This is a genomic window from Longimicrobium sp., from assembly GCA_036387335.1.
Classification (GTDB): Bacteria; Gemmatimonadota; Gemmatimonadetes; order Longimicrobiales; family Longimicrobiaceae; genus Longimicrobium.
Genome location: DASVTZ010000234.1, coordinates 1 through 25,451, shown reverse-complemented (window position 1 = coordinate 25,451; position 25,451 = coordinate 1). Strand labels below are relative to the sequence as shown.

Here is a 25,451-nt window from a genome sequence, read left to right as displayed (position 1 = left end):
CGCTCGACAAGGCGGTGGACATCGGCGCCATCATCGACCCCGCGCAGCTCGAAAAGATTCGCGATCTCGTTGAACAGGGACGCTCCGAGGGCGCCACGCTCTGGCAGCCGTCCTGGAGCTGCCCGCAGGAGGGCTGCTTCTTCCCCCCGACGCTCCTCACCGACGTCGGCCCTGCATCCACCGTGGCGCAGGTGGAGATTTTCGGCCCCGTCGTCGTCCTGATGACCTTCCGCACCCCGGACGAGGCGGTGGCGCTGGCCAACAACACCCCGTACGGGCTGGCCGCCAGCGTGTGGACGGAGAACATCAACCTGGCGCTGGACATCGCCCCGCGCATCAAGGCGGGGACGGTGTGGGTGAACTCCACCAACCTCTTCGACGCCGCATCCGGCTTCGGCGGCTATCGCGAGAGCGGCTACGGCCGCGAGGGCGGACGCGAGGGCCTGTGGGAGTACGTGAAGTCGAAGTGGGAAAAGGATCAGGGGAAAGAGGGCGGTGTTCAGGCCACGGCGAAAAAGGGCCGAGGCAAGACCGCAGACGCCGTGAGCGCACTCGCGCACTCACGCACTGACGCACCCTCCCTTCCGCCCATCGACCGCACCGCCAAGCTCTACATCGGCGGCAAGCAGGCGCGCCCGGACAGCGGCTACTCCATGCCCGTCGCAGGCGCGGACGGCCGCGTCGTCGGCGAGGTAGGGTTGGGCAACCGCAAGGACATCCGCAACGCGGTGGAGGCGGCGCACAAGGCCTCCGGGTGGGCCAAGGGGACGGGGCACAACCGGGCGCAGGTGATCTACTACCTGGCCGAGAACCTCGCCGCCCGCGCGGACGAGTTCACCCGCCGCATCGCCGCCCTCACCGGCGACGAGGGCGGGGCCGCGCGCGAGGTGGAGCTCTCCATCCGCCGCCTCTACACCTACGGCGCCTGGGCGGACAAGTGGGACGGCGCGGTGCACTCCACCCCGTTCCGCAACGTCACCCTCGCCATGCACGAGCCCATCGGCGTCGTGGCGATCGCCTGCCCGGACGAGGCGCCGCTCCTTGGCTTCGTCTCCCTCGTGGCCCCCGCCATCGCGATGGGGAACAGCGTGGTGGTGATCCCCTCGGAGCGCCACCCGCTCGCCGCCACCGACTTCTACCAGATCCTCGACACCTCCGACGTGCCCGGCGGCGTCGTGAACATCGTCACCGGCCGCCGCGACGAGCTCTCCGAGACCCTCGCCGGCCACGACGACGTGGACGCCATGTGGTACTTCGGCGGCGCGGAGGGGAGCACCAAGGTGGAGCGCCTCTCCACCGGCAACATGAAGCGCACCTTTGTCAACTACGGTCGCACCCGCGACTGGGAGAGCGCCGAGCAGGCCGAAGGCCCCGAGTTCCTCCGCCACGCCACCAACGTCAAAAACATCTGGGTGCCGTACGGGGAGTAGCGCGGGCGCATGAGCTGGATACCACACAGGCCCTGCGGCGACGCGGGGCCTGTGTGCGTCTGGGGCGAGTTGAGCGCTCTGAATACGCCGTGCATCTGACATGTGCGGGCGCGCGGTGACCCACTTCAATGGCTGGCTTGATGTCTAGCGCGCGTCAGGGTTAATATTGCAACATGAGCCCTGCAAATCTTTCCGAACTGCTGAAGCTGAGCGAAGCCGAGCGTATCCAGCTCGCGCAGGATCTCTGGGACAGCATCCCGGCCGCTTCTAATGCGCTGCCGCTGTCGTTGGAGCAGCTTGAGGAGATGGAGGAGCGTCTGGCCGAGCACCGGGCGGATCCATCGTCAGCGATCCCTGGAGACGAAGCCCGAGCCTGGCTGCGTGAGCGCTTCGGCGCGTGACCCTTCGGCTTGTCTACCGCCGGAACGCACTGGAGGAAGTCGCACAGGCTGCTCAGTGGTACGAGGAACGTCGCATTGGGTTGAGTGCGGAGTTCCTCCACGCGCTGGATACGACCATAGCCTCAGTGCAGAACAATCCGCTGCATTATCCCACGATCCGCAGCGGGATGCGCCGGGCGCTCCTACGTCGTTTTCCCTATAGCCTGATCTTCTCTATCTTGGATGACGAGCTCGTCATCGTTTCGTGCGTTCACTGGCGCCAGTCGCCGAGGCGGTGGCGCAGTCGGCGAAGGTGAGCGGTACCACGCGAAGCGGTTCATTTGCTGACCGAGGACCGCATGACCGTTCCGTTTCGCGAACTCGACAGTCGTCCTGCTGCGAGACTTCCCGGACGCGGGGCTCCTGACCGGTGATCTCGGCGCAGTTGTTCAGATCTACGCCGCTGATGCACTGGAGGTGGAGTTCGTGACCGCCTCGGGAAGGACGCTCGCACTAAAGACTGTCTCCGCTTTGGACGTGCGAGAGGTGCGTGATGACGACCTCCTCGCCGTTCGCCCCGCTACACGTCCTGCTGTCTGACGAACGAATCCACGGAGATGGAGCGACACAGGCCCCGCGGCGACGCGGGGCCTGTGTGCTTGCATAGGTGCTTTAGGTCGCACGATCTCTCCATGCCCCTCTTCTCAGGATGTAGCGTCAGGATCGGAGAGCGGCTGAAAGATGTCTTCGAGTGACCAGAGATAGACTTCCTCCCGGGTCGCCTTCGCTGCCTGGATGAACCGGTCCGTGAACCCGTTCGAGGCGACGTAAAGGAGGGGCGAGTCGGGGCTCCTGGCCCGGTGCGCCCAGCTCACTCCGGCCTGGGAGAGGCGTTCGAGCATGGCGAGGTGCTCCGTGTGTACCTCCACGTCCACCGGATCCTTGTGCCACTTGACGGAGCCCGTCAGGACGCGCTTGTCCATCAGGATGCTCGCGATGTCTATTTCCAGCGACCGGCGGTCGCGATCCAGGCCCTCCCAACGCCCCCATTCGCGTACGAGCGGCAGGTCGAGCTGTCCCTGAAGTCGGTAGTATGCCTCCTCCACGACGCTCTCGAAGATCAGCCCGATGTAGCCGTCGAGGTTGGGCTGGATGTGGCGGTCCCAGACCAGGCGGGGATCCTGCGTCGCGAGCGCGCTTTCCAGCGGGGCGACGAAGTCGTAGTAGAAGCGAAGCGCCGGGTCGGCGATCCGGTAGCGAAACGGTTCTCTGGGCTTGGCTCCCAGGTTCCGGCCCGCGCGGACGTAGTCGAGGTCGATCAGGCGCTGCAGTTTGTCACGAAGTCCCGTGTCCGCGGCGAGTCCCGCGTTCTGGGCGATCGCGTTGAGCTCCGTGCGGCCGCTTCCCACCGCGCGCAGAATCGCCGCGTACTTCTGGATCTCGCGGAGGCCCTGCTCCTGGAGTAAAGCGGTCTGGACGAGCTCCCGGACCTCGCCGGAGGGGCTCAGCATCAGCGAGATGGCGTTACGCGCGACGGACCGCTTCGGGTTGATGGCGCTCAGGTATCGAGGCGTTCCGCCGAAGATGCCGTAGGCGTAAACGCGCTCCCTGGGATCGGCATACCCGACCATCTCTCCGGCGTACCAGTAGTTGAACGGCCGCAGCCGGCATTGCCAGGCGAATCGTCCGTACAGGGGTGACCCACCCTCGTTGAGCGCCTCCAGGGTGCGAACGGCTGATCCCGCGAGCACCAGCACGAGCGGCCGCCGTGGGCGGCGCATCTCCCACGCGGCGTTGAGCTCGGACGTCACCGCCTGCAGATCGCCGGGATTTTCTCCGAGGTACTGGAACTCGTCCAGAACGACGACCAGCGGTTGCGGCGCACGGAAGTCCAGGAGCAGGCGAAATACGCTGCGCCATGTAGGGTAATCCTCCGGGTCGATCGGCTCGCCAGACCACTCCGCGAGCGCAGCCACCAGCGCCGCGCGATTCTGCGCGGGCGTCGTTTCGGCCGCCGTGAAGTAGAAGGTTTGGGCTTCGTTTTCCTTCCACGCCCGGCCGAGGAGGTATGTCTTTCCCACGCGGCGGCGCCCATACATCAGCACCAGCTTCGGCTCACCAGTGGCGATCAGTTCACTCAGGCGCGCTAGTTCACTCTCGCGGTCGACGAGCAGTTCTGGGTCATGCATGCGATGGATCGGAGATGTATATACAATTACGTTTGTATACAACCATGCTTGTATACAAACGTAATTGTAGATCGTATTCTGTAGCGGATTTGTTGCCCGCGCAAGTGCGACAATCACCTCGTGGGTCGGACGTGCATCAGCGCGCGGTGACCTACCTCAGCGCGTGGCTTGATCTCTGGCGTGCGGCCAGGTTAATTAGCCCTGCGAACTCCGATAACCGGGCGCGGCTGCGGAAATGCACCTGAAGAGCACTCAGAAGCCAACGTGACCCCCCTTCCGTTCCGCTGGAAACTCGCCGGGCGGCCCGCGCTGGGCACTCTGCTGGAGGGAGACCGCGAGCATGCGTACCGCGGGTTCTTTCTAGACCTGCGCGATTGCGGGGTGCGGGTGGTCGCGGCGGCGGCGGACGGGGACCTCGTGTTCGTGGGGCGCTCTCCGGAGAGCATCTTCGACTACCTGACGGGGGTGCTGAGCGACACCTCGTGGAGCGAGCGGCTCGTGCTGCTGAACCTCTCGATGCGCCACTCGGACGTCGATCAGCTCGCTCGCACCGATCCCGGGGCGATCGCCGCGATCCGCGAGCAGCTCACCAGCCTCGGCCTCTCGCCCGGCCAGATCGCGGCGAGCGAGCGTCCCAAGGTGTTCGTGGACCTGGTGTACGGGGGAAACACCTTTGGGCACTTCCTGGGGCTGCTGGAGCATTGGGCCGCCGACGCGCGCGTGGACGTGGCGGCGGTCCGCAGGCGCATCCGGTTCCTGGGGATCACCAGCAGGTCGAAGAACAGCCCGAACACCTGGCGCTGGTACCAGCAGGTGGAGTGGGCCAGGCGCGTTCCGCGGTCGGCGCTCCGCAGCGTCTCCATCGCGTACGGGCTGTGGATGTACCTGGGCGAGTACCAGAGAAAGGTCGCGCGCTGGCACCCACCGGCGCGCTGGGGCGCGGAGGATGCCGCGCGGCCGCCACGTGACGAGGACGCACTCAAAGCGCTCCGGTTCGCGCACATGATCCACGAACGTGGTCGCGCGGGCGTGGAGCGGGACCGTTTCGTCGCGGCACTCGCCGCACAGCGCCAGCTTCGGGACCCGTCCGTCCGGCGCCTCATCCTGGAGCTGCGCGGCACCTCCGCTCGGCATGGAAGGTAGCGGCTCCATCTTGAGGAAAATACGTAAGAGTCATCCCTGCAACGCGATCGCCCCAACTCGCAATGGCTATCGAACCGACTTTTCAGCTCCGGGTGACGCTCCTGGGGACCGAGCCTCCCATCTGGAGGCAGCTTCACGTCCGGGCGACGATCACGCTGGAAGCGCTGCACCACGTGATCCAGGCCAGCATGGGCTGGGCAGACGACCACCTTCACCAGTTTACCGCCGGCGCCAAGCGTTACGGCCCTGTCGAACCGGGCGGGCTACGGGTGCATGACGAGCGGAAGGCGCTGCTCTACCGCGTGCTCACGAAGCCGGGACAGCGGATGCTGTACGTCTACGACTTCGGCGACGACTGGGTGCACGAGGTGCGCGTCGAGGCCATCGTGCGGCCGGAGCAGCCCCTGGAGTTTCCGGTATGCACCGCGGGCGAGCGCGCCTGTCCCCCAGAGGACTGCGGGGGCATCTGGGGCTACGATGATCTGCTGGAGGTGCTCGGCAATCCCGAGCACGAAGAGTACGAGGAAAGGCGAGAGTGGATGGGTGACGACTTCGACCCCGAAGTATTCGATCGGGAGGAAGTGAACCGAACGCTGCGGAAAATCTTCTAGATGAAACAGCCCGCGTGACGGCGAGTCTTCGGCGTCACGCGGGAGAGCTTCGGTCACCTGTTCTGGTTCAGCCTTACAGCGTCGCCAGCGGCTGGGCGGGAGCCGTCGCGGCACACCAGTGCCAGGCCGGACGAACCGTCACGTGCCGGGCATCGTGCCGGGCGGTGCCGCGTCCGGCGAAAGAGGCCTTGACCACGCCATTCCGGCTCGAGGCGCGCGCTCCGATGGCGCGGGGCATGGCGCAGGCGGCATCGCGCTGGGCGGGGGTCAGCACCTGCTGCACGGCCTCGGCGGCGCGGCGGTTGTTGTCGGCGAGGGCGGCGCGGGTGGGGCTCGCGGCCGGGTTCAGCGCCAGAGTGACCGGGCGCTTGCCGCGCGCCACGCCCAGCCGGCGGTTCAGCTTCACGTTCGTGACGTCCCACTCCCGCGCGATCGAGTCGAGCGCAATCACCTGCTGCGAGGTCAGCGACAGCCGCTCCCGGTCGCTCAGCAGCGCGAGGATCGGCGGCACGTCCGTGTCGATCTGTGCGCGGCGGGGCGCGGGCGCGGTTTGCGGCGCGGAGGGCGCGCACGCGGCGGCGGAGGCGACGACCAGGATCATCGACAGATATGCCTTCATGGGTTCCTCCGGGCTGAAGGGTGGTGGACGAACTGCGGCCCGCGCGCGTTGCAGCCGCCGGGCCAGTGCGGTTCGGCCATCCTGGCAGATTTTTCTGCCACGGCGACCGAGCGGGTGCTTGCGAGCGGGGTGCGCGCCGTGAAGGTTGGGGAGAGTACGCCACACCGCTCCCATCCCGGGTGACCTCCGCATGCACACCTTTGCTGATCCGCTGACCTCGCGCATCGCCGTGTTCCTGCGCGAGATCGGGCTGGAGGTACGTGCGTGCGAGCTGCCGGAGGACGGGTTCCTCCCCGGCGTGCGGATCGAGCGCGGGGGGATGCTGGTCGATGAGGCGCGCCTCCTCTCCCCCGGCGACCTCCTCCACGAGGCGGGGCACCTGGCGATGATGACCGCGGCCGACCGTACCGAGCGCGCCGGCGACGTCGGCGCCGATCTGGGCGAGGAGATCGGCGCGATCGCGTGGTCGTACGCGGCGGCGCTGCACCTGGAGATCGACCCCGCCGTCGTCTTCCACCCGCACGGCTACCGCGGCGCATCGGCATCCTTTCTCGACAACTTCGGACAGGGGCGCTACGTCGGCGTCCCGCTCCTCCAGTGGATGGGCCTCACCCTGGACGACCGGAACGCGCGCGAGCAGGGGCTTCCGCCGTATCCCGCCATGCTGAAGTGGCTCCGCGAATGAGAGCCGCGGCCTTGCCTCACCGCGACGGAAGCCAACCGAAGTTCTCTCCGTGTCTCCGCGCCTCCGCGTGAGACCCCACCATCCAGAACCGCTCACCTGCCCCGATGACGACCCCTCCGCCCCTCCTGCTGCGGCCGTGGCGCGCGAGTGACGCGCCGGCCCTGCGCGCGGCCATCGACGAGAGTCTGGATGCGCTCCGCCCCTGGATGTCCTGGGCGCCTGAAGAGCCGACCACGCTCGACGTGCTGGCGGCGCGGCTGTCCCGGTACGCCCAGGACTTCGCGGAGGGGAGCCGCTGGCGGTTCGCCGTGCTCCACGCAGACACGGGTCTGCTGCTGGGGGGCGCGAGCCTTCACCCGTATCCCGGGCCGGGGGCGCTGGAGGTAGGATACTGGGTGCGCTCCTCGTGGCTTCGGCGGAGGGTGGCGAGCGCCGCGGCGGCCGCTCTCGCCCGCCATGCCTTCGATGCGCACGCCGTGCAGCGCGCCGAGATCTGGTGCGACACGGAGAACCACGCGAGCGCCCGGGTGGCGCGCGGACTCGGCTTCACCTACATCGGCCCCCACCAGACCGCCCGCGCCGACGGCACCCCCCGGACGGTGGAGGTTTTCCGCCTCGACACACCCGCGGCGCTGCGCACGCCGGCTGGCGCCGACACGAGGATCGAGACCCAATCGGCGCAATGACGAGGACGATCCCCGAAACCATGCCCTTGTGCATCCGTAGCCCATGGTGTGCCGGCGCATCCCGGCAGGCAGTTCACCCGGCCAGGAGGCGCTCGTGATCGAAGCAGTTCCCAAAGGCATCTTCTCCAGCGGCTTCCACCTTCAACAGGACGGCCGCCTGATCGCCGACCTGGACGCGTCATCGTGGCGCGAGAAGGCCGACGTGCAGATCGACGGCGAGACCTTTCGGCTTTACCGCGAGGGGATGATGAGCGGCGCATTCATCCTGGAGTGGAACGGGAGCACGCTTGCGCGCGCCATCAAGCCGAGCGTGTTCAGCGACCGTTTTGAGCTGGAGGTGGGGAAGCGGGCGTTCACGCTGCGCAAGGAATCCATGTGGGCCCGGCGCTTCGGTCTGTTCGACGGTGAGCAGCAGGTGGGGCGGGTCGCGCCCGCCGGTACCTTTACGCGCCGCGTCCTGATCGAGCTCCCGGCGGATTGGCCATCTTCCGTCCAGGCCTTCGTCTTCTGGCTCGCTCTGCTGATGTGGAAGCGCGAGAGCGCGGGATCGTAGCTCCGCGCACGTTTGAACAAGGCACACGATGACCCTGCCGCTCACCTTCCGCTTCACCACCACCGCCGCTCCCGTCCAGGCAGAGGGGACGGTGCATGGTAATGCCTTGTACTTCCGCGCGCGCAACGAGAGTTGGGAGTTCGCGGTCTCCGAGGACCCCGCGGTCGATCCCGCCAGCATCCAGAGCGAGGTGCACGGCTTCTATCGAACCGCCCTATACCCCGGCGGCCCGCGCGCAGCCAGCTACCTCCCGCTTCCCGAGGCGGAGGCGCTGATCCGTCGTTGCGCGAGCGAGTACCTGGTATCCAAGGGGAGGGGCAGTTGATCGATGCGCTTTTCTGGATCGCGCTCGTGGTGTGGGCGATGGGGGTGAACGACCTCGCGTTCCGACCGCGGAAGTATCTGCGGAATCCGGACGAGAAGGAATCCTTCGGCTTCCCACGGCAGATCTAGATTCTCGATTTCTTTCGACCGTCGCTCTTCACCCCGGACGGTGCCAGGCTGCGCCGGTTCACGGCGTGGTGGTTCGTGGCTGGCGCGGGCGTGGTGTTGCTCCTCGGCGTGCTGGTGTGATGCTTGATGTTGTACGGGGTTATCAGGTGCTCCGCGAGCGGGAGGCCTGACGCCGCCGGTTTCGGCGCCGGGGAGAGCACGGGCAGCCACATGGGGCTGCCCCTACCGATTCGGGTCCCGGTGCGGGTCGCGGGTGACGGTCGTGGTGCCGATCGCGGTGCGTGTGCCGGTGCCCGTGCGGGTGCGGGTCAGGGGGCGGATGGCAAAGGTTGAGGCGAGGCAGGGGAGGGCAGACACGCAGGTCTGCCCCTACGGCATCTGTGCCGCCGGCGGAAGTTCAGGCGGGGGCGGCGGCGGCCGCGATGAATCGCGCCCCTACCGAATCTGCGCGAAAGGGAGAGATCTGCGCGAAACGCCCCTCCCCCGCAGTTTGGGGGAGGGGCCGCGAGGAACGAGCGGGGGAGGGGGCCCTTCCCCCCTCCCCCAGGCAGTTTTGGGGGAGGGGGATGCGTCGCGGAGCGACGCTGGGGGTGGGGCCCTCTACCCCCCGAACACCCGCAGGTCCGCGGCCGGCGGGAGGTTGGGAAGCCCGGGCGCGGCCGGGAGATCGGCGACGGCGTCGGCGTCCTGCTTCTGCTGCGCCTGGCCGGCGAGCGCGGCGGTGCCCATCACCCCGGCCGGGCCCATCGACTCCACGATGGTGCTGGGGATCACCATCATTCCGCCCTTCTGCTTCAGCGCCTCGTACAGGATGTTCATCTGGCGGAGCTGGAGCGCGGTTGGGTTGTCGCGGTAGCGCTCGGCGGCCTGCTCGAACAGCTCCGCGATCGCCACCTCGGCCTCGCCCAGGATGATGCGCGCCGACTTCTCGCGTGACGCCTGCGCCTCGCGCGACATGGCGTCCTGCAGGGCGGCGGGGATCACCACGTCGCGCATCTCCACCGAGTGCACCGTGACGCCCCAGGGGGTGGTGCGCTCGTCGATCAGCGTCTGCAGCTCCTTTTCGATACGCACGCGCCCGCGCAGCAGCTCGGAAAGCGAGGTGCGTCCGATGATGTCGCGCAGCGCCGTCTGCGACGCCCAGCTGATGGCGGCGGTGTAGTCCTGCACCTCGAGGGCGGCCTTCTCGGGGTCGTAGACGGTCCAGAAGAGCACGGCGTCCACGTTCACCGGCACGGTGTCCGAGGTGAGCGTCTCCTCGGCGGTGAAGGCGGTGGTGACGGTGCGCTGGTCCACCCACGCGGAGATGCTGTCCACGAAGGGGATCACGAAAAACGGCCCGGGCCCGCGCAGCCCCGCGTAGCGCCCGAAGCGCAGCACCACGGCGCGCTCCCAGTGCTGCGCGATCTTGGGCGAGAGCGCGGCCACGATCCCCAGCCCCAGGCCCACCACCGCCGCCAGCGGCGTGTTCACCGCCGCCGCCGTCATCGCGCCGGCCACGGTGGGGACGCCGAACGCGAGGGCGGAGATGAAGTTGGGACGCGGCGCGTTGCTCTGCGGCGCGATCATGTTGCCCTTCGACGGAACCATGTTGTTGCCTGGCATGTGTGCCTTTTACCGCGGGCGGCGGCCGTCCAGGTGGATGATGACCTCGTCCAGCGAAAACCCCAGCTCGCTTGCTTGCCGGAGGAAGGTGTCCTCCAGCGCGGAGAGTTCGGCGAGCAGCTCCTCGTGCTGGATGGCGCTCGGCGACAACCGCACTACGGTCCCGACCCCCTGCTTCGTTTCGAGCACCCCCTGCCGCTCCAGCTCCTCGTACGCGCGCGCCACCGCGTTCGCCCCCACGCGCAGCTCCACCGCGAGCTGCCGCACGGTCGGCATGCGCTCGCCCGGCTCCAGCAGCCCCGCCCCCAGCGCCGAGCGCACGGTGCGGACGAGCTGGGCCTCGATGGGGGTGGGGTCGGAGGGGTCGAGGTGGAACATCGGGGGAATGGGGAATGGGGAATGGGGAATGGGGAATGGGGAATCGGGAACCGTGGGATCGGGGAGACGTTGGGGACAGTCTCAGGGTTGTGGGTGTTGGGGTTACCATTCCCCACTTCCCCATTCCCCATTCCCGCAGTTCAGTCCTTCGCGAGCGCCAGCGTCCGCAGCGCCGCCCTCCGCCGCTCGTCCATCGTCGCGTGCTCCAGCGCCGCGATCGAGGCGGAGGTGAAGCCGTCCGCGGGGTCGAAGCCAAGCGAGGCCAGGAGCTCGCGGATGTAGTCCTCCTCAAGCTCCAGCGCCCGGATCTTTTCGCCGATCTGCTCGTCGCTCAACATGCTTGTACCGTTCATCGTGCCGCGGGTAGGGGGTTCGCCGCTTCGCCTCCTGTAAACGGCTGCGCGGCGCGCGTTCCCCATGAACGGCGAACGGGGCCCGCAGTGAGGGGGCCCCGTTCGCGTCATCCGCCCGCGCCGCGCGTCAGTGCACGCCCGCGGCGCGTTCTCCGCCGGGTGCCGTCGCCATCATGCGTCGGATGGGGATGGCGAGGATGCCGAGCACCACGGCCGCGATCATCAGCGAGGCGGTGGTGGTGGTGAAGAGCTGCGGCATCTGCTCCAGCTTCTCCGGGTCCACGTGCCCGCCCACCAGCCCGCCGATCAGGTTGCCCACCGCCGAGGCCAGGAACCAGATCCCCATCATCTGGCCCACGTACTTGCGGGGGCTCAGCTTCGTCATCGACGACAGGCCCACCGGGCTCAGGCAGAGCTCGCCCACCGTCTGGAAGAAGTAGCTCCCCACCAGCCACCACGCCGACACTTTGGCCGCGCCGCCGCTGGACACCACGATGTTCGCGGCGAAGATCATCATGAAGAAGCCCAGCCCTGCAAACGCCAGCCCCATCGCGAACTTCGTGGGGCTCGACAGGTCGAACCCGCGCCGCGCGAGCGCCACCCAGATGACCGCGAAGACCGGCGCCAGGAGGATCACGAACGCCGAGTTGATCGACTGGAACCACGTCGCCGGAACCTCCCACCCCGCCACGGTCCGGTTGGTGAAGTCCTTGGCGAAGAGGTTCAGCGAGGTGGGCGCCTGCTCGAAGGCGCTCCAGAAGATCGCGGCGAAGAGGAAGAGCACCACGATCACCGCGACCCGCTTCTTCTCGTCCCCGTTCAGCCCGCCCATGGCGAAGATGTAGGCGAAGTAGGCTACCGCGAGCCCCACCAGCACGAACGTCATCGATTTGCCGATCGCCTGCGCGTCGGGCACGAAGACGCCGGCGAGCGCCAGGATGAAGACGAGGGCGATGATCCCCACGCCGATCCCCGTGAACAGCTTCACCTGCCGCTCCTGGCGCGCCTGCACCGCCGCGTCCGGGTGGCGGACGGGGCCGGCACCGATGCCGCCGAGCGTGCGCTTCGCCGAGTACGCGTAGTACAGCAGGCCGAAGAACATCCCCACGCCCGCCGCCCCGAAGCCGTAGTGCCAGCCCACCCGCTCGCCGAGGATCCCGGTGACGAGCTGGCCCAGGAACGCGCCGATGTTGATCCCCATGTAGAAGATGGAGAAGCCGGCGTCGCGCCGGGCGCCGCCCTCGGGGTACAGGTCGCCCACGATGGCGGAGATGTTGGGCTTGAGCAGCCCCGTCCCCAGCACGATCAGGATCAGCCCGAGGAAGAAGAGCGCCTTCCCCGCGGTGCCCGCCCCCGCCAGCCCGGAGAGGCCGATGGAGAGGTGCCCGCCGGTGATCAGCACCGCGCCCATGAAGATGGCGCGCTGCAGCCCCAGCAGCCGGTCCGCCACCCAGCCGCCCGGCAACGAGGCCAGGTACACGGAGGCGCCGTAGATGCCCACGATGGCCGAGGCCTGGTCGCGCTCCAGGCCGAAGCCGCCCTCGGTGAGCGCGGCGGCCATGAAGAGCACCAGCAGGGGGCGCAGCCCGTAGAACGAGAAGCGCTCCCACATCTCCGTGCCGAACAGCGTCGCCAGCCCGCGCGGATGGCCGAAGAAGCCGGTGTCAGCGAAGCCCGTCTGCGATGGGGGTAGGTCCAGGGTGGCGGCTGCCTCTCTCGACGACCCTAGGGGGGTATTTGCCATGGCGTGACCGTGACGGGTGGATGTAAAGGTTGACTGCGTGCGTACGGACGTCCGACCGGGGGCCGGCCTTCGCTGCGACGGGTGGCTTTTGCGCGCGGAAACGCCCAATGTACCATCGGTCCTGGAAGGACGCCAGATCGCCGCGCGGGCCGCTGCATGCGTATCCCCCGGCGCGGCCCGAAGTTCCGCCCCCATTTTCCTGACGCCCGATGCCCACGCCGTTCCACGACGAGCTGCGCCTTGCCCTCGACGCCGCGTACGACGCCGCCGAGCTGATCGCCGCGCGCACCGGCGCCGACCGCGTGCGGCTCAAGGGCCGCGCCGACCTGGTGACCGAGGTGGACGAGGCGGTCGAGCGTCTGGTGACGGAGCGCATCCGCGAGCGCTTTCCGGATGACGCGGTGGTGGGCGAGGAGCTCTCGTCGTCGGCGGTGACGTCCGGCCGGCGGTGGATCGTGGACCCGGTGGACGGGACGACCAACTTCGTGCACGGCCATCCGTTCGTATGCGTGAGCATCGCCTTCGCGGACGACGACGGTTTGGGCGCCGGGGTGATCCACGCGCCCTTTCTGCGCGAGGTCTTCCACGCTGCGCGGGGGTGCGGCGCCTTTCTGAACGGCGAGCCGATCCGCGTCAGCGCGGTGCGCGAGGCGTCCGGCGCGCTGCTCGGCACCGGCTTTCCGTTCAAGAAGGGGAAGGGGAACCTGGACGCCTACATGTCGCTGGTGGCCGATGCGGTGCGCGCCACTCACGACGTGCGCCGCGACGGCAGCGCGGCGCTGGACCTGGCGAACGTGGCGGCGGGGCGGCTGGATGGCTTCTTCGAGGTCGGCCTCGCGCCGTGGGACGTGGCGGCGGGGATGCTGCTGGTGCGCGAGGCGGGCGGGCGCGTCTCCGGCTGGCCCGGTGACTCCGGCGAGCCGCTCGACACGGGGCGGGTGCTGGCCAGCAACGGGCATATCCACGGCTGGCTGATGGAGCTCGCCGGGCGGCACGTGGCGAGTATCTGAGGAACCGCAACAGCCTCACACAGAGACACAGAGGGTCCAGAAAGAAAAGGAGGGGAGATGCGCCGGGTGCGATACAACGTGGCCGCGAGCCTGGACGGGTACATCGCCGGGCCGGATGGGGAGTTCGATTGGATCCCGAACGATCCCACCGTCGACTTCGCGGCGATCTTTGCCCGGGTGGATACGGTGCTCCTGGGGCGCCACAGCTTTGAGCTGACGCGGTCTGGCGATGCGCCCTGGGCGGCCGGGACGCGCGTGTACGTCTTCTCGCGCACCCTGCGTCCGGAGGATCACCCGGGCGTCACGGTCGTCGCGGAGGACGCGGGCGGGGTCGTCGCCGCCCTGCGCGCCGAGCCCGGCGAGGGCGAGATCTGGCTGTTCGGCGGCGGAGAGCTGTTCCGGAGCCTGCTCGCGGCGGGGCAGGTGGACACGGTCGAAGTCACCATCGTCCCCATCCTGCTAGGCGGCGGCGTGCCGCTGCTGCCGCCCGATGCGCCGCGCACCGCCCTCGCGCTGGCGGGGACGCACACGTATCCTAGCGGCATGGTGACGCTGTCCTACGCGGTCCCACGCGACGACTGACCAACGAGGAGGAATTGATGCCGGATGGAGTGCCCGTGGAGTACCCGATCGAGGTGGTGTGGGAAGGCGGAATGCGGTACCGCGGGGGCGCCCCCGGAGGCCCCACGCTTGTAGTCGATGGGAAAAAGGAGGCCGCGCCCAGCCCGGTGGACACGCTGGTGGTGGCGATCGCGTCGTGCTCGGCCATCGACGTGGTGGACTACCTGGAGAAGCGCCGCACGCCGCCCAGCGCGTGCAGCGTCTCGGTGCGCTTCTCCCGCGCCCCCGATCACCCGCGCCGCCTGACCGACCTCCACCTCACCTACCGCGTCGCCACCGACTCCCCCCGCGAGCACGTGGAGCGCGCCGTACAACTCTCCTTCGACAAGTACTGCTCCGTGGCCGCCTCCCTCGCCCCCGACATCCGCACCGGCTGGACTGTGGAGCTAGAGCCGGCGGCGGTTTCGGCGGATTGAGGAGATGCGGCAAGGTGCCCCGGCATTGTGCCGGGGCACTATCGTTGGTTTGCACGAACCCAAGCGTTAGGTTATATTCAGCATGCCGACCGTTCACCGGGAGGATGGATTCCGCGTCGTTATCTGGCCCAACGACCACCGCCCGCCGCACGTGCACGTATTCACCGCCGCCGGTGAGGCCGTTATTGAGCTGGACCCGATTCGCGTTCGGGAGTACATCGGAATGAAACCGAGCGAGGTGGTCGGCGCCATCCGCATCGTGGACGCGCATCGAAAGAGGCTGAACGACGCATGGGAGGAGATCCATGGAACGTAAGCTGACAGACGAAGAGATCCTTGCGCAGCTTCCGGCCGCTCGGGAACGTGGGCGAATCGCCGCGGAGACTGAGCCGCGCGCCAGGAGCGCCCGTTATCAGAAGAGCACTGGCAGGGTGGTGGTGGAACTGAGCAACGGGTGTCTCTTTGCGTTTCCCGCGCAGCTTGGCGAGGGGCTCAGAGGCGCGAGCGCCGCCGATCTTGCGACCGTGGAGGTGATGCCCGGCGGGTCAGGGCTCCACTGGGAAACCCTCGACGTGGATCTGAGCGTCCCGGGGCTCGTAGCCGGGATCTTCGGATCGAAGCGCTGGATGGCGGAGCTTGGGCGCGCGGGGGGCAGCGCGACCAGCACGGCCAAAGCGGCGGCGGCGCGCGCGAACGGGCGCAAGGGTGGAAGGCCCCGAGGAACCGCCCGCGCGTAGCCCTGCTTACCTCGTCGCGCCGTCCAGCAGTGCCTCCAGGCGCGGGCGGGGGATGGCGCCCAACTCGCGGCCCACCTCGTGCCCGCCGCGGAAGACGATGAGGGTGGGGATGGAGGCGATCTGGAAGCGGCGCGCGAGGACGGGGTTGCGGTCCGTGTCCAGCTTGGCGACGAGCATGGAGCCGGCGCGCGCCTGCGCCACCGCGTCCAGCACCGGCGCCATGATCTTGCAGGGGCCACACCAGTCGGCGTAGAAGTCCACCAGCACCGGCACGTCCGATCCGCCGACCACGGGGTCGAAGGTGGAGTCGGTCACCGCCAGCGGGCGGTCGAGCGCGATGGGGCGTCCGCACGCGCCGCACTTCGGCCCGGCCGATGCGCGCGACAGGTCCACGCGGTTCAGCCGCCCGCACGACGAGCAGGCGACGGTCGCCTTGCGCGACGCGGTTGCATCCATGGCATCCCTCCTGGTTTATCGGGTGGCACCCAGCGTCCCGCGCGCAGTGCAGCAACCTGCGGGCCGGGTTGCTTCGGTATGGATTCGGGTGTAGTGTTCGCCCGCACCCACCCGTCCACCCCGCGCCCTTCGCCGTGAAGCCCGCTCCGCCGCCCACCCTCGACGCCGCGCTGCACCCCGTGCTCGCCGCGTTCGCCGGCGCGTGGGCGCGGGACGCGGGGCGTGCAGCCGCGCGTGCGGAGGAGGACGAGCCCGGCGCGCCGGGGCGCATCGTGTACGTGGATGCCTTCGCCGGGGCCGAGTACTCGTTCGGGGTGGGAGATCCGGGGCGGCAGGGGCCTTCGCGCGCGGTGGCGGCGGTTCGCGCGGTGCTGGATGCGGCGCCGGAGCTCGCGTCGGCCGTGCTGGTGGAAGAGGACCCCGCCCTCCTCGCCCGCTTCCGCGCGGAAATGGAGGGGATCGGGTGGGGGGACCGCGTCCGCGACGCCGCCGATCCCGCCACGCTCGGTCCCGGCGAGGTGGGGCTGGTCGAGGCCGACTTCCGCAACGTCGCGGACGTGATGCTTGCCCTCCCGGAGCGTGCCCGCGCGCTTCTCTGGATGGCGCCGCCGAGCGCCCGCCGCCTTCCGTGGGCGCTGATCGAGGCCGTGCTGGGCGATCCCGCGATCGACCTCCTCCTCCGCTTCCCGCACGCCGACTTCGAGAAGCAGGGCAAATTCACCGGCCCGCTCGCCGACCTGCCGCCCTTTGCGAAGCGAATCGTGGAGGGCTGCTCCGCGCTGTTGGGCGACGCGCGGCACGAGTGGGTCTTCGGATGGCGCGCGGCGGAGCGCGAGAGCGGGACGGGGCAGGCGCTGGAGGCCGTGCTCGAGCGCTTCCGTGCGCGGCTGGAGAAGGCGGCGGACGGGCGCGTGCTCAAGACTGCGCGCGTTGCGGCGGGAGAGGATGCCGTCGCCGCGCACCTCTTCCTCGTTTCTTCCGAGCCCGACGCGGCACTGGCGCTGAATGCGGCCGTGCAGGGCGCCGGGCTGGAGGACCGCGCCGCGTCCGTCCTCCTGCCGCCCTCATCCGAGCCGGTGGAGCCGCCGCCGGCACAGGTGCTGGATCTCTTCGGCGAATCGGAGCCCCCGCCCGAGCCCTCGCGCCGCGCAGATCCCATGGCAGCCGCCGAGCTCCTGGCGGGGCGCCATCGCGGGCAGACGCTTCCGTTCCGCGAGGTGCTCGCGGGGCTGACCGATTCGGACCTGACGCAGGACGAGGTGCGCGGGGCCCTCGCGCTGCTGAAAAAGGAGGGGCGCGCTGTCTTTTGCTCGCTCGCGCAACCGGACGCGGTGGTGATCTTTCCGGAGGAGCGCGTGGTTCGCCCGCCGCGGGCGCGGGGCAGGCGTGGGGTGCCGGGGGACGGGGATCTGTTTGGGGAGTAAGGGCCCTCACCCCCGCTCGTTCCTCGCTGCCCCCTCTCCCGATAACAGGAGAGGGCTGCGCCCTCGCCGTTATCGAGAGAGGGGGCGTGGCCACCGCACGAATGCCTCGTAGGGGCGCCATTTATCGCGCCCGTGCTCTGCGCCCCTCGACGTTCGCCCCGCGCACCAATGCCGGTAGGGGCAGACCTGCGTGTCTGCCCGCCCTCGCCTCGTCTCGATCCGCCGGGTGGAATGCACGACGGGCGCCCCGTGAAGGAGCGCCCGCCAGTGATTCATCCGCCGTTCAGCCCGCCGGCTCAGTAGGGCGAGTAGCGGTTGGAGCTGCCGACGCCGTAGCCGCGGAAGTAGCGGCCCGGCTCGAAGCCGCCCGCGTTGGAGCCGCGGAAGGCGCTCGAGTCACCGTACGCGCCGCCGCCGCCGTAGTTCCCCCACTCGCCGGTACCCGCGCCGCCGCTGTATCCGCCGGTGTTCCCGCCGGCGCCGCGGCTCATCCCGCCCTGCGCCTGCCCACCGCGGTGCCCGCCGGCGTTGTAGTCGTTGTCGTAGTCCATGTAGCCGCGGCCGTAGAGCATCCCGCCGCCCTGCGCGGTGTAGCCGCGGTTTCCGTAGCCGCCCTGCGCGCCGAAGTCACGGTCGTAGCGCACGAAGCGCACGCGGTCTTCATCCAGGTGCCCGCCGTAGCCGCCCTGGTTGCCGTAACCCTGGCTGGAGTAGCCGCCGCCCTGATTGCCGCCGCCGAAGCGCTGGGTGCCGTAGCCACCCTGGCCCCCGAACCCGCCCTGGCCGCCGTACCCGCCCTGGTTGCCATAGCCACCCTGGCCTGAGTAGCCGCCCTGCCCGTACCCGCCGCCGAAGCCACCCTGGCCCATGTAGCGGCCGTTTCCTTCCGCATGGCCGCCGTAGTTGCCGTTCCCCGCGCCGCCGCTGCCGTAGCCCATCCCACCGCCCTGCATTCCGCCGCGGTAGCCGGCGCCCGTGTCGTAGTCGCGGCTGTAGTCGTTGCCGCCGCCGAACATGCGGCGGAAGCCGTTCCCCACGCGGTCCATGAAGCCGCCGCCCTGGTTGTAGTCGCGTCCGTAGCCTGGCATCGCGTTCCTCCCGTCGTGGTATGGTGCTCCATCTGCCCCCCAGGGGGCGGGGGATGCGCGGTTTGCAAGTTGCGGACCCGGCAGGGTGCAAACCGCTCCCCGGCAAGGGGTTGCGCAGGATGGCGAACGCGTTGGAACGGTTGATGCCAGGGCCTCCGCCTTTTTTCACGCTGAGCCTCACGGATGTCCTTTCCTCCCGCACACGCTCTGATCGGCGCGGGGCTGGCCGAGATCGCGATCGCCGCGAAGCCGCTTCCGCGCTGGAAGGCGTGGACGCTGGCCGGCTTCCTGGCCGTGTCGCCCGACTTCGACATCGTGCTCGGGCTGATGACGGGGCGCGGCGCGTCGCTGCACGGCACCTTTTCGCACAGCATCACCGCGGTGGTGGTGCTGACGCTGACGGTCTACGCGGTGGCCGGCGGAAGGTGGGCGCTGGTGGCTGGAACCAGCTACGGATCGCACCTGCTGGTGGACATGCTGGACGACAGCGGGCCCACGAACCTGATGCTCGGCTGGCCCTTCACCCCGGCGCGACCCTACGCCATCGGCAAGCTCTTCCCCAGAGTGCAGTTCGAAACGGGAAGCGGATTCAGGGCGGCGTCCTACAGCCTCTTCGATCCGCCCGTCCTCGCCAAGCTGTTCGCGCAGACGCTGCTGGCGGCGGCCATCTTCGTGGCGCTGGCGGGGATCGCGCAGCTCGTGCGGCGGCGGCGCCTCAGCCGAGCCGCAGCGCGCTGAGGAGGTCGTCCATCGCCAGCGAGCAGCCGCGCGCCTCGGCGCCCTGCGCGCGGCCGATCACCCGGAACCCTTCGGGCGACGTGAAGCCCAGGTCCGAGGTCTGGATGAAGGCGACGGAGTCCAGGTTGGCGAGGTCCCAGTGGCGGAGCACGCCCGTCTCGCCGTGCGGCAGGATGCGGAGCGTTTCCGGGTCGGTGGCGCGCGTCCGAACCCATGGCGGGCCCACGTGCCGCCGCCGCGCGAGGTCCGCCGCCGCCGAGCCCGCCACCCCGTCGTAGAACTGCGAGCTCATCTCCGTCATCCCGTACTCGTTCACGCACCACTCCGGCCCGATCCCCAGCCGCTCGCCAATCGCGCCGTACAGCTCGTCCCGCGTCACCTCGCGCGCGCGTCCTTTGAAGCCGCCCGTGTCCATCAGCCGTGAGCCGCGTGGAAGCCGGAAGCGCTCGCCGCGCGCCGCCATCGCGTCCAGCGCGTGGACCAGCGCGAAGGCCGTCCCGAGGACGCACACCGGCTCGCCGTCCTCCTCCGCCGTGCGCAGCGCCGCCGTCCACTCCTCGTGCGCGATCCCGAAGTCGGCCGAGACAAAGGTGCCGCTGCCGGGCTTGCCGTAGTCGCGCATCACCTCCGCCGCCATGTGCGAGAGCGACGAATCGCGCACCTCGTCCGCGCGCGGCACCAGCGACAGGATGCGCATGGGCGCGCCGCCGGGAAGGAGGTGGGCGAGGAAGCCGGCCCGGAGCGCGGCGTCGTAGAGGGCGAGTTCGGTGAGGTAGTGGGTTCCGCGGCGCTCGGTTCCGGCGGTGGTGCCGCTGGTGCGGAAGATGGCCGCCGCGCGGTTCGGATCGCCGCACACCAGCGCGGTGGCCTTGAACGCATCGGTGGGGACGGCCGGGATCTCCTTCCAGCTCGTCACCGAATCGGGAGTCGCGCCGCGCCGCTCGCAGAACAATCGGTACGGCGCATTGCAGGCGAACTGGTGCGCGAACACGCCACGCGCCAGCTCATCGAAGTCCTCCGCCTCCCCTTCCACGCCCGCCCCGATGCGCCCCAGGAGCCGCTCGCGTAGGTTCTCCCGCCCGATCTCGTCCACGCGCCCGCCCGTCTCAGTGAATAGTAGGTCCCCCACCCGATCCCCATCATCGTAGGGGCAGCCCCATGTGGCTGCCCGTGCCCGCCCCGTCTCCGTCCTACGGTGTACGCGCCGGGGATTGCGCCACCCGCGGTCCCCTCGGAACGCACAGTAGATCCTTCGCTCCGCGCCAGGGTTTTGCGAGCGGGAGAGGACGGTGCCGCGCGTCGCTCGGGATGACAAATGTCGCAGCCCGCTTCAGCGGCTTCGCGTAGTTGCAGCCGCCGGATTCATCCCCCGGCGGCCCACGCACGCACCACCACCCGCACTGCCCGCTGCGCCGCATCGGCGGCGTCGCGGAGGCGCCATCGGGAGAGGTCGCGGTCCTCGACGGCATTGCTGATGGCGCGCAGCTCCAGAAAGGGAACGTCGTACAGCGTGGCGACGTGCGCCAGCGCCGCGCCTTCCATCCCCTCCACCAGCCCGCCGAAGCGCCCGGCGAGCTCGATCCCGCGGGCGCCGGTGCCGGAGCAGGCGGAGACGGTGACGAACGGGCCGATGCGCGCCTCGATTCCAGCCGCATCCAGCGCACGACGCGCCGCCTCGACGCGGGCCGCATCCGCATCGAACGCGTTGAACCAGCGCCGGCCGCCGCGCTCCACGAGGGGGATGCCGATTCCCTCCGTGTCGATCCACCCGCCCGGCGCGGTCACCCCTTCGTCGCCGTAGACGGCGCGCGAGGCGAGGGCGACGTCACCTAGCACCAAGCCCGAGCCGGGGTACGCGCCTCCGACGCCGAAGCCGAGCACGCCGCGAACAGGGCGCGATTCGAGGAGCGCGGTGGCGCCGTGGGCGGCGTTGGTCTTCCCCATCCCGCAGGGGAAGAGGATGACCGGCACCCCGTCCAGGTGCCCGCTCCATGCGGACTTGCGGCCCACGAGCTCCTCGTGCCGGCCCTCCAGCGCGTCCATGAGCGCGGCGCACTCGAACGGGACCGAGCAGAGGAGCGCGAGGGGGGCGGGGGAGGCGGGATTCAGCGGCGGCTCCGGGAGCACGGGTTGCGTTCGGCACGGATCGGGCGAATTTACACGCGCGCGGCGGCGCGGAAAACCGTGGCCGCGCACACGCACACCATCCGACCCGCCGATGAAGCGATACGCCGCCGCACTTTTCCTGGTCGCCGCCGCCTGCGCGAGCCCTCCGCCCCCGCCGCCGGCTCCGCCCCCCATCCCGCCGCTGGAGCCCTTTCCGGCCGTGGTCACGCCAGTCGTCCAGCCGGTCGAGGTGTGGAGCCGCGAGGCGGGGCTCCTCCTTCGCGGCGCGGTGCCCACCCGCCTCCCGTACCTGGGGATGCGGCTGGCCGTGTTGCAGGACGCGGGCGACTCGCTCGAGCTTCGCTGCGTCGTGTGCCCCGGCGCGCCGACCGGTTGGGCGGACCGCGGGCGCGTGATCTGGGTGCCGCAGACCCCCGCCGACGCGCGCAACGGCGACCTCGCCGAGTTCGTCCTGGCGGTGCGCACGGCGGCCGTACGCCGCGATTCCGCCGCCCTGCGCATGGCGATGTCGCGCACATTCGTGCACGCGCATGGCGGTGTGGAGGGGGTGATTCCCGCCGTGCGGGAGCTGATGGGCGCGCGCGCGCAGAACCTGGCGCGTCTCCCAGGGCTGCTGGACCGCGGGGTCGCGCCCGTCCCGGGCACCCGCGTGTGGGCGGCGCCGCCGGAGTACGCCACCGCGCCCAACTACCCCGACCTCCGCACCGGCTTCATGCGCGGCGAGGACGGCTGGGAGTGGGTCTTCCTCCTGCGCCCCGGCCTCTGAAAAACGAAGAGCGGGCCCCGGATTGCTCCGGGGCCCGCTTCGCACGATGGCGGGGCGGCTAACGGTGCACGCCCTCGCCGGTGATGACCGCCTTGGCGTACCCGTTGTCCGGGTCGCCGCCGCGCTTCAGCACGCGGTCCACCGTGCCGGGGCCGCGGTTGTAGGCCAAGAGCGCCAGCTCCTTGTCTCCATCGTACTTCTCGATCAGCTCGGACAGGTAGCGGAAGCCGATCGAAAGGTTCACCTCCGGCTTGCGGAGGTCGGCGGGCTGCGTGCCGGGGCGCATCCAGCGGGCGGTGGCGGGCATGAGCTGCGTAAGCCCGATGGCGCCCACGTGGCTCTGCGCGGTCGGCTTGAACTCGCTCTCGGTGCGCACCAGACCGAACGCGATGTCCGGGTCGATGTTCTCCTCGAGGGCGAGGTCGTAGATGCTCTCCGCGAGCTTGCGGTCGAGCCCCATGTCCTGGTAGCGCTCCACCTTCTGCTGGATGAACGACTCGCGCTCCACCGACTTGGCCGCCACCTGCTCGGTGGCCTTGGCGTCCACCTGGTCGGTGGCGTCGCGCCAGGCCTGCCCCACGGCGCCGTTGGTCAGCGGGACGATGTTCCCCACGGAGGGGACGATCGACTCGTGCGACCGGTCGGTGCGCAGCGCGTCCAGCCGCGACATCGCCAGCGGCGCCGCGCCGCCCACGATCGCCAGCCCCACGAGCCCGTCGCGGAGCGGGGTGCGGCGGAAGGTCTGCATCAGCCCGCCATGCTGCCGGCGGCGAATCTGCAGCCCCTCGCTCGCGCGGCGCTCGCCGTCGATGCTGCGGTCACCGGCGCCGTCATAGGCGCGGCGGTAGCGCTGCGCGCACTCGGGCGAATCGGTGAAGCGGCGGCGGGTGCGGCCCACCGGGTGCCGGGGGGCGGCTCCTCCTCGTTCCCAGGGCGGTGGGGGGCGTCTACGGCTGGGCTGCATCGCGTGCTCCTCCTGCTGGGTCCTTCGCGCCGGACGCCGTTGCGCGTCCCGGTCGAGACGTATCGGACGCCGCACGATACGTGCCACGTACACACGTGTTTCCTCGCGCGCGCCCGCGCGGGGCGGGCGCGGCGATGCGGATGTTGCGGAGTTTGGACGAAGCCTGCATCTTCCATCGTGCGCGCGGGTTGCGACCTTCGCGCGCCTCCCTCCGCCACCCCGCATCCGCCGCTCCGCGATGAAGTCGACGCCCCGCTTCATGCTCCTGGTGCTCCTGGCCGTCGTGGGGGTAAAGCTGAGCGAGCAGCTCTACCGTTGGGCGGCGTTCCGCGACGAGCGGCGCCAGGTGGGCGAGCTGCGCGAGCGCCTCCTGGACTCGGGGGCGGAGCTGACGCTTTCGCGGGCGGAGTCGCGCAGGCGGAGGGAGGTGATGGAGGCGGAGGACCACAAGCTGGACGAGGAGCGCCGCTCGCTGATGCGCTACAACCGCCTCTCCAACGGCGGCTACCTTCCCACGGCGCTGTACGACCGGTACAAGGCCGAGCTGGAGCGCTACAATCACCACGTGGTGGAGCGCAACCTCCGCCTGCGCGAGTACCAGCAGGCCCACGACCGCCACGCCGCCGCCGCCGACCTCTACAACGCCCGCGCCGACAGCGTCCGCGACCTTGCCGCGCGCATGGGCGAGCCCTACTACGCCGTCCCCACCCCCCTCGAAGCCGCCGTCAAGCGCGGCGTCCTGAAGCCGGAGCCCTGAGGGTCCCTGGTGCCCGGCTGGTGCCCAGGCGAGTAAACTCGCGGCAACAAAAGCACAAAGTCCGCCTTCGCGCAATACCGTTTACTTTGTTCACCAGGCGAGGTAGGATTTAACCGGACCCCAGCCCGAGGAGGCCCGGATGGCTCGTGTGAGCAAAGTGCGGCACGAAGGAGACCGGCTGACGGACCTGATGAACATCGGGGTGCTGACTACGCGCTTTCCGTTGGACCAGGTCCACGAAGTTCTTCGGGAGACCGGCAAGGCGAGCAAGCGTGTGCGTGATCTTCCGGCGCACGTGATGATGTACTATGTGATCGCCCTGTCGCTCTACCGGGCGGAAGGGTCGCGCGAGGTGCTGCGGCTCCTGCTGTCGGGTCTGCAGGCAATCGTTGGGCTGGGCGTCGTGGTGGTGCCGGCCACCAAAGGCGCGATTTCGCGGGCGCGCAGCCGCCTGGGACTGGAGCCGGTGAAGGAGTTGTACGACAGGATCGTCAAGCCGATTGCCGACGCACGGACGCAGGGTGCGTTCTACCGCGGCTGGCATGTCGTGGCGCTGGACGGCCTTACGTTGGAGACACCGGACACGATCGACAACGAAGAGGCCTTTGGCCGCCCCAAGTCACCCTCCGGAGGAAAGAGCGCGTATCCGCTGGTGCGCGGCGTAGGACTGGTCGAAGTGGGGACGCACGTGCTCTTCGGTGCCGTGCTGGGTGGCTATTACACGGGGGAAGTCACACTGGCGCGGCAGGTGGTCCCCCGGCTGAAGAAGGGGATGCTCTGCCTGGCGGACCGGTACTTCCCGGGATACGAGCTCTGGGCGCAGGCCGTCGAAACCGGCGCCGAGCTGGTGTGGAGGGTGCGAAGCAGGATTCGTTTTGTCGAGGAAGAGCGCCTGCCGGACGGGTCGTATCTGAGCCGTTTCCCTTCCAGGCGGAAGGGAGGATCCCAGATGCGGGTGCGGGTGATCGAATACAAGGTGAAGAACCAGAAGGGCGAGGACGAGGTGGTCCGGATCATCACCTCGATTCTGGACTGGCGCCTGGCTCCGGCCGATGAGCTGGCGGGTCTGTACGCTGAGCGCTGGGAGTTCGAAACGACACTGGACGAGTTCAAGACGCACCTGCGCGGGGCGCGAACGGTGCTGCGCAGCCAGACGCCTGACCTGATCCGGCAGGAGATCTATGGGTTGCTGCTGGCCCACTTCTCGTTGCGGGGCCTGATGCACGAGGCGGCGGTACATGCAGGCAGAGATCCGGATCGGATCTCCTTCATCCACACCGCCCGCGTCGTCCGCCGCACCCTCCCGCGCTTCGCGGCCCTTCCCCCCTCAGGGGTGGAGAAACCTGCATTGCGCCGTACTGGCGGAGATTCTCCAGGAGGACGTCGGAGAGCGCCGGAGCCGGCAGGTGAATCGTGGGGTCAAACGAAAGCAGAGCCGCTATCCCGTCCGGAAGCGGAGTGACTGCTCCCGGACGGTGATGCGGACCCTTGAGGTGCTTAGGTAAACGGCATTGCGCG

Annotated in this window: 30 protein-coding genes; 19 read left to right on the top strand and 11 right to left on the bottom strand. The window is 69.6% G+C overall.

The window, feature by feature from the left end:
* Together VF647_23885 and VF647_23880 are read left to right on the top strand one after the other, a co-directional pair.
* Nucleotides 1-1,430, top strand: a 1,430-nt coding sequence (locus VF647_23885) for an aldehyde dehydrogenase family protein (protein HEX8455141.1), incomplete at its 5' end; no start/stop codon positions are given.
* 173 nt (nt 1,431-1,603) lie between these two features.
* Nucleotides 1,604-1,831, top strand: a complete 228-nt coding sequence (locus VF647_23880; protein HEX8455140.1) for an addiction module protein — start codon at nt 1,604-1,606, stop codon at nt 1,829-1,831.
* 683 nt (nt 1,832-2,514) lie between these two features.
* Here VF647_23880 and VF647_23875 read toward each other — a convergent pair.
* Complete coding sequence (locus VF647_23875; protein HEX8455139.1) at nt 2,515-3,999, bottom strand: ATP-binding protein; 1,485 nt, start codon at nt 3,997-3,999, stop codon at nt 2,515-2,517.
* A gap of 264 nt (nt 4,000-4,263) precedes the next feature.
* Between VF647_23875 and VF647_23870 the strand changes: the two genes are divergently transcribed.
* A complete protein-coding gene (locus VF647_23870) occupies nt 4,264-5,142 on the top strand; it encodes a hypothetical protein (protein HEX8455138.1) in 879 nt (292 codons plus the stop codon).
* 62 nt (nt 5,143-5,204) lie between these two features.
* On the top strand, nt 5,205-5,753 hold the full coding sequence (locus VF647_23865; GenBank protein ID HEX8455137.1) for a plasmid pRiA4b ORF-3 family protein: 549 nt from the start codon (nt 5,205-5,207) through the stop codon (nt 5,751-5,753).
* Between the two features lie 73 nt (nt 5,754-5,826).
* Here the strand turns inward: VF647_23865 and VF647_23860 are convergent, their stop codons facing one another.
* Nucleotides 5,827-6,372, bottom strand: coding sequence for a hypothetical protein (locus VF647_23860; GenBank protein HEX8455136.1), 546 nt, complete (start codon nt 6,370-6,372; stop codon nt 5,827-5,829).
* Nucleotides 6,373-6,562: 190 nt separating this feature from the next.
* Here VF647_23860 and VF647_23855 point away from each other — a divergent pair, with 190 nt between their 5' ends.
* From VF647_23855 to VF647_23835, 5 genes are all read left to right on the top strand, one after another.
* Nucleotides 6,563-7,057, top strand: a complete 495-nt coding sequence (locus tag VF647_23855) for a hypothetical protein (protein HEX8455135.1) — start codon at nt 6,563-6,565, stop codon at nt 7,055-7,057.
* 104 nt (nt 7,058-7,161) lie between these two features.
* The gene (locus VF647_23850) at nt 7,162-7,743 is read left to right on the top strand and encodes a GNAT family protein (protein ID HEX8455134.1); all 582 of its coding nucleotides are present in this window, start codon (nt 7,162-7,164) and stop codon (nt 7,741-7,743) included.
* Nucleotides 7,744-7,837: 94 nt separating this feature from the next.
* On the top strand, nt 7,838-8,296 hold the full coding sequence (locus tag VF647_23845; GenBank protein ID HEX8455133.1) for a hypothetical protein: 459 nt from the start codon (nt 7,838-7,840) through the stop codon (nt 8,294-8,296).
* Between the two features lie 28 nt (nt 8,297-8,324).
* A complete protein-coding gene (locus VF647_23840) occupies nt 8,325-8,621 on the top strand; it encodes a hypothetical protein (GenBank protein ID HEX8455132.1) in 297 nt (98 codons plus the stop codon).
* A complete protein-coding gene (locus VF647_23835) occupies nt 8,618-8,749 on the top strand; it encodes a hypothetical protein (protein ID HEX8455131.1) in 132 nt (43 codons plus the stop codon). The genes VF647_23840 and VF647_23835 overlap by 4 nt, the downstream gene beginning before the upstream one ends.
* 600 nt (nt 8,750-9,349) lie before the next feature.
* Here the strand turns inward: VF647_23835 and VF647_23830 are convergent.
* The 4 genes from VF647_23830 to VF647_23815 all read right to left on the bottom strand — a co-directional run bounded on the left by VF647_23830 (nt 9,350) and on the right by VF647_23815 (nt 12,829).
* On the bottom strand, nt 9,350-10,339 hold the full coding sequence (locus tag VF647_23830; protein HEX8455130.1) for a slipin family protein: 990 nt from the start codon (nt 10,337-10,339) through the stop codon (nt 9,350-9,352).
* Nucleotides 10,340-10,363: 24 nt separating this feature from the next.
* Entirely contained in the window at nt 10,364-10,732 is a 369-nt protein-coding gene (locus tag VF647_23825) for a GntR family transcriptional regulator (protein HEX8455129.1), read from the bottom strand.
* Nucleotides 10,733-10,872: 140 nt separating this feature from the next.
* Nucleotides 10,873-11,085 carry a hypothetical protein gene (locus VF647_23820; GenBank protein ID HEX8455128.1) on the bottom strand — a complete coding sequence of 71 codons (213 nt, stop codon included), beginning with the start codon at nt 11,083-11,085 and terminating at the stop codon, nt 10,873-10,875.
* A gap of 127 nt (nt 11,086-11,212) precedes the next feature.
* Nucleotides 11,213-12,829 carry a peptide MFS transporter gene (locus VF647_23815; protein HEX8455127.1) on the bottom strand — a complete coding sequence of 539 codons (1,617 nt, stop codon included), beginning with the start codon at nt 12,827-12,829 and terminating at the stop codon, nt 11,213-11,215.
* A 209-nt stretch (nt 12,830-13,038) separates the two neighbouring features.
* Here VF647_23815 and VF647_23810 point away from each other — a divergent pair, with 209 nt between their 5' ends.
* The 5 genes from VF647_23810 (at nt 13,039) to VF647_23790 (ending at nt 15,613) form a co-directional block, all read left to right on the top strand.
* Nucleotides 13,039-13,839: an inositol monophosphatase family protein gene (locus VF647_23810; GenBank protein ID HEX8455126.1), complete on the top strand. Its 801-nt coding sequence runs from the start codon at nt 13,039-13,041 to the stop codon at nt 13,837-13,839.
* 57 nt (nt 13,840-13,896) lie between these two features.
* A complete protein-coding gene (locus VF647_23805; GenBank protein HEX8455125.1) occupies nt 13,897-14,421 on the top strand; it encodes a dihydrofolate reductase family protein in 525 nt (174 codons plus the stop codon).
* 17 nt (nt 14,422-14,438) lie between these two features.
* Nucleotides 14,439-14,876, top strand: coding sequence for an OsmC family protein (locus tag VF647_23800; protein HEX8455124.1), 438 nt, complete (start codon nt 14,439-14,441; stop codon nt 14,874-14,876).
* 82 nt (nt 14,877-14,958) lie between these two features.
* Entirely contained in the window at nt 14,959-15,192 is a 234-nt protein-coding gene (locus VF647_23795; GenBank protein ID HEX8455123.1) for a DUF4160 domain-containing protein, read from the top strand.
* Entirely contained in the window at nt 15,182-15,613 is a 432-nt protein-coding gene (locus VF647_23790; protein HEX8455122.1) for a DUF2442 domain-containing protein, read from the top strand. The genes VF647_23795 and VF647_23790 overlap by 11 nt, the downstream gene beginning before the upstream one ends.
* Nucleotides 15,614-15,619: 6 nt before the next feature.
* Here VF647_23790 and trxA read toward each other — a convergent pair whose 3' ends face one another.
* The gene (trxA, locus tag VF647_23785; protein ID HEX8455121.1) at nt 15,620-16,069 is read right to left on the bottom strand and encodes a thioredoxin; all 450 of its coding nucleotides are present in this window, start codon (nt 16,067-16,069) and stop codon (nt 15,620-15,622) included.
* Nucleotides 16,070-16,203: 134 nt separating this feature from the next.
* On the opposite strand from trxA, the gene VF647_23780 reads away from it, so the two are divergent.
* Entirely contained in the window at nt 16,204-17,493 is a 1,290-nt protein-coding gene (locus VF647_23780) for a hypothetical protein (protein ID HEX8455120.1), read from the top strand.
* Between the two features lie 296 nt (nt 17,494-17,789).
* On the opposite strand, the gene VF647_23775 is transcribed toward VF647_23780, so the two are convergent.
* Entirely contained in the window at nt 17,790-18,581 is a 792-nt protein-coding gene (locus VF647_23775; protein HEX8455119.1) for a hypothetical protein, read from the bottom strand.
* Nucleotides 18,582-18,764: 183 nt separating this feature from the next.
* Here VF647_23775 and VF647_23770 point away from each other — a divergent pair, with 183 nt between their 5' ends.
* Nucleotides 18,765-19,319, top strand: a complete 555-nt coding sequence (locus VF647_23770; protein HEX8455118.1) for a metal-dependent hydrolase — start codon at nt 18,765-18,767, stop codon at nt 19,317-19,319.
* On the opposite strand, the gene VF647_23765 is transcribed toward VF647_23770, so the two are convergent.
* Entirely contained in the window at nt 19,297-20,448 is a 1,152-nt protein-coding gene (locus VF647_23765; protein ID HEX8455117.1) for a hypothetical protein, read from the bottom strand. The two genes, VF647_23770 and VF647_23765, sit on opposite strands and share 23 nt — an antisense overlap.
* Before the next feature lie 233 nt (nt 20,449-20,681).
* Entirely contained in the window at nt 20,682-21,446 is a 765-nt protein-coding gene (gene mqnB, locus VF647_23760) for a futalosine hydrolase (GenBank protein ID HEX8455116.1), read from the bottom strand.
* A 91-nt stretch (nt 21,447-21,537) separates the two neighbouring features.
* Here mqnB and VF647_23755 point away from each other — a divergent pair, with 91 nt between their 5' ends.
* Nucleotides 21,538-22,212: a hypothetical protein gene (locus tag VF647_23755; protein HEX8455115.1), complete on the top strand. Its 675-nt coding sequence runs from the start codon at nt 21,538-21,540 to the stop codon at nt 22,210-22,212.
* A 58-nt stretch (nt 22,213-22,270) separates the two neighbouring features.
* On the opposite strand, the gene VF647_23750 is transcribed toward VF647_23755, so the two are convergent.
* Nucleotides 22,271-23,110, bottom strand: coding sequence for a transglycosylase SLT domain-containing protein (locus VF647_23750; GenBank protein HEX8455114.1), 840 nt, complete (start codon nt 23,108-23,110; stop codon nt 22,271-22,273).
* 304 nt (nt 23,111-23,414) lie between these two features.
* On the opposite strand from VF647_23750, the gene VF647_23745 reads away from it, so the two are divergent.
* Both VF647_23745 and VF647_23740 read left to right on the top strand, forming a co-directional pair.
* Nucleotides 23,415-23,933, top strand: coding sequence for a hypothetical protein (locus tag VF647_23745; GenBank protein ID HEX8455113.1), 519 nt, complete (start codon nt 23,415-23,417; stop codon nt 23,931-23,933).
* A 139-nt stretch (nt 23,934-24,072) separates the two neighbouring features.
* Nucleotides 24,073-25,395 (top strand): IS4 family transposase, encoded by a 1,323-nt coding sequence (locus VF647_23740; protein ID HEX8455112.1) that lies wholly within the window; start codon nt 24,073-24,075, stop codon nt 25,393-25,395.
* Nucleotides 25,396-25,451: the final 56 nt, after the last annotated feature.

Bases quoted from the DNA above. Each gene is read 5' to 3' on its own strand.
- VF647_23880 (HEX8455140.1), top strand. From the start codon at position 1,604: ATGAGCCCTGCAAATCTTTCCGAACTGCTGAAGCTGAGCGAAGCCGAG.
- VF647_23875 (HEX8455139.1), bottom strand. From the start codon at position 3,999: ATGCATGACCCAGAACTGCTCGTCGACCGCGAGAGTGAACTAGCGCGC.
- VF647_23865 (HEX8455137.1), top strand. From the start codon at position 5,205: ATGGCTATCGAACCGACTTTTCAGCTCCGGGTGACGCTCCTGGGGACC.
- VF647_23860 (HEX8455136.1), bottom strand. From the start codon at position 6,372: ATGAAGGCATATCTGTCGATGATCCTGGTCGTCGCCTCCGCCGCCGCG.
- VF647_23855 (HEX8455135.1), top strand. From the start codon at position 6,563: ATGCACACCTTTGCTGATCCGCTGACCTCGCGCATCGCCGTGTTCCTG.
- VF647_23850 (HEX8455134.1), top strand. From the start codon at position 7,162: ATGACGACCCCTCCGCCCCTCCTGCTGCGGCCGTGGCGCGCGAGTGAC.
- VF647_23840 (HEX8455132.1), top strand. From the start codon at position 8,325: ATGACCCTGCCGCTCACCTTCCGCTTCACCACCACCGCCGCTCCCGTC.
- VF647_23830 (HEX8455130.1), bottom strand. From the start codon at position 10,339: ATGGTTCCGTCGAAGGGCAACATGATCGCGCCGCAGAGCAACGCGCCG.
- VF647_23825 (HEX8455129.1), bottom strand. From the start codon at position 10,732: ATGTTCCACCTCGACCCCTCCGACCCCACCCCCATCGAGGCCCAGCTC.
- VF647_23820 (HEX8455128.1), bottom strand. From the start codon at position 11,085: ATGAACGGTACAAGCATGTTGAGCGACGAGCAGATCGGCGAAAAGATC.
- VF647_23815 (HEX8455127.1), bottom strand. From the start codon at position 12,829: ATGGCAAATACCCCCCTAGGGTCGTCGAGAGAGGCAGCCGCCACCCTG.
- VF647_23810 (HEX8455126.1), top strand. From the start codon at position 13,039: ATGCCCACGCCGTTCCACGACGAGCTGCGCCTTGCCCTCGACGCCGCG.
- VF647_23805 (HEX8455125.1), top strand. From the start codon at position 13,897: ATGCGCCGGGTGCGATACAACGTGGCCGCGAGCCTGGACGGGTACATC.
- VF647_23800 (HEX8455124.1), top strand. From the start codon at position 14,439: ATGCCGGATGGAGTGCCCGTGGAGTACCCGATCGAGGTGGTGTGGGAA.
- VF647_23795 (HEX8455123.1), top strand. From the start codon at position 14,959: ATGCCGACCGTTCACCGGGAGGATGGATTCCGCGTCGTTATCTGGCCC.
- VF647_23790 (HEX8455122.1), top strand. From the start codon at position 15,182: ATGGAACGTAAGCTGACAGACGAAGAGATCCTTGCGCAGCTTCCGGCC.
- trxA (HEX8455121.1), bottom strand. From the start codon at position 16,069: ATGGATGCAACCGCGTCGCGCAAGGCGACCGTCGCCTGCTCGTCGTGC.
- VF647_23775 (HEX8455119.1), bottom strand. From the start codon at position 18,581: ATGCCAGGCTACGGACGCGACTACAACCAGGGCGGCGGCTTCATGGAC.
- VF647_23770 (HEX8455118.1), top strand. From the start codon at position 18,765: ATGTCCTTTCCTCCCGCACACGCTCTGATCGGCGCGGGGCTGGCCGAG.
- VF647_23755 (HEX8455115.1), top strand. From the start codon at position 21,538: ATGAAGCGATACGCCGCCGCACTTTTCCTGGTCGCCGCCGCCTGCGCG.
- VF647_23745 (HEX8455113.1), top strand. From the start codon at position 23,415: ATGAAGTCGACGCCCCGCTTCATGCTCCTGGTGCTCCTGGCCGTCGTG.
- VF647_23740 (HEX8455112.1), top strand. From the start codon at position 24,073: ATGGCTCGTGTGAGCAAAGTGCGGCACGAAGGAGACCGGCTGACGGAC.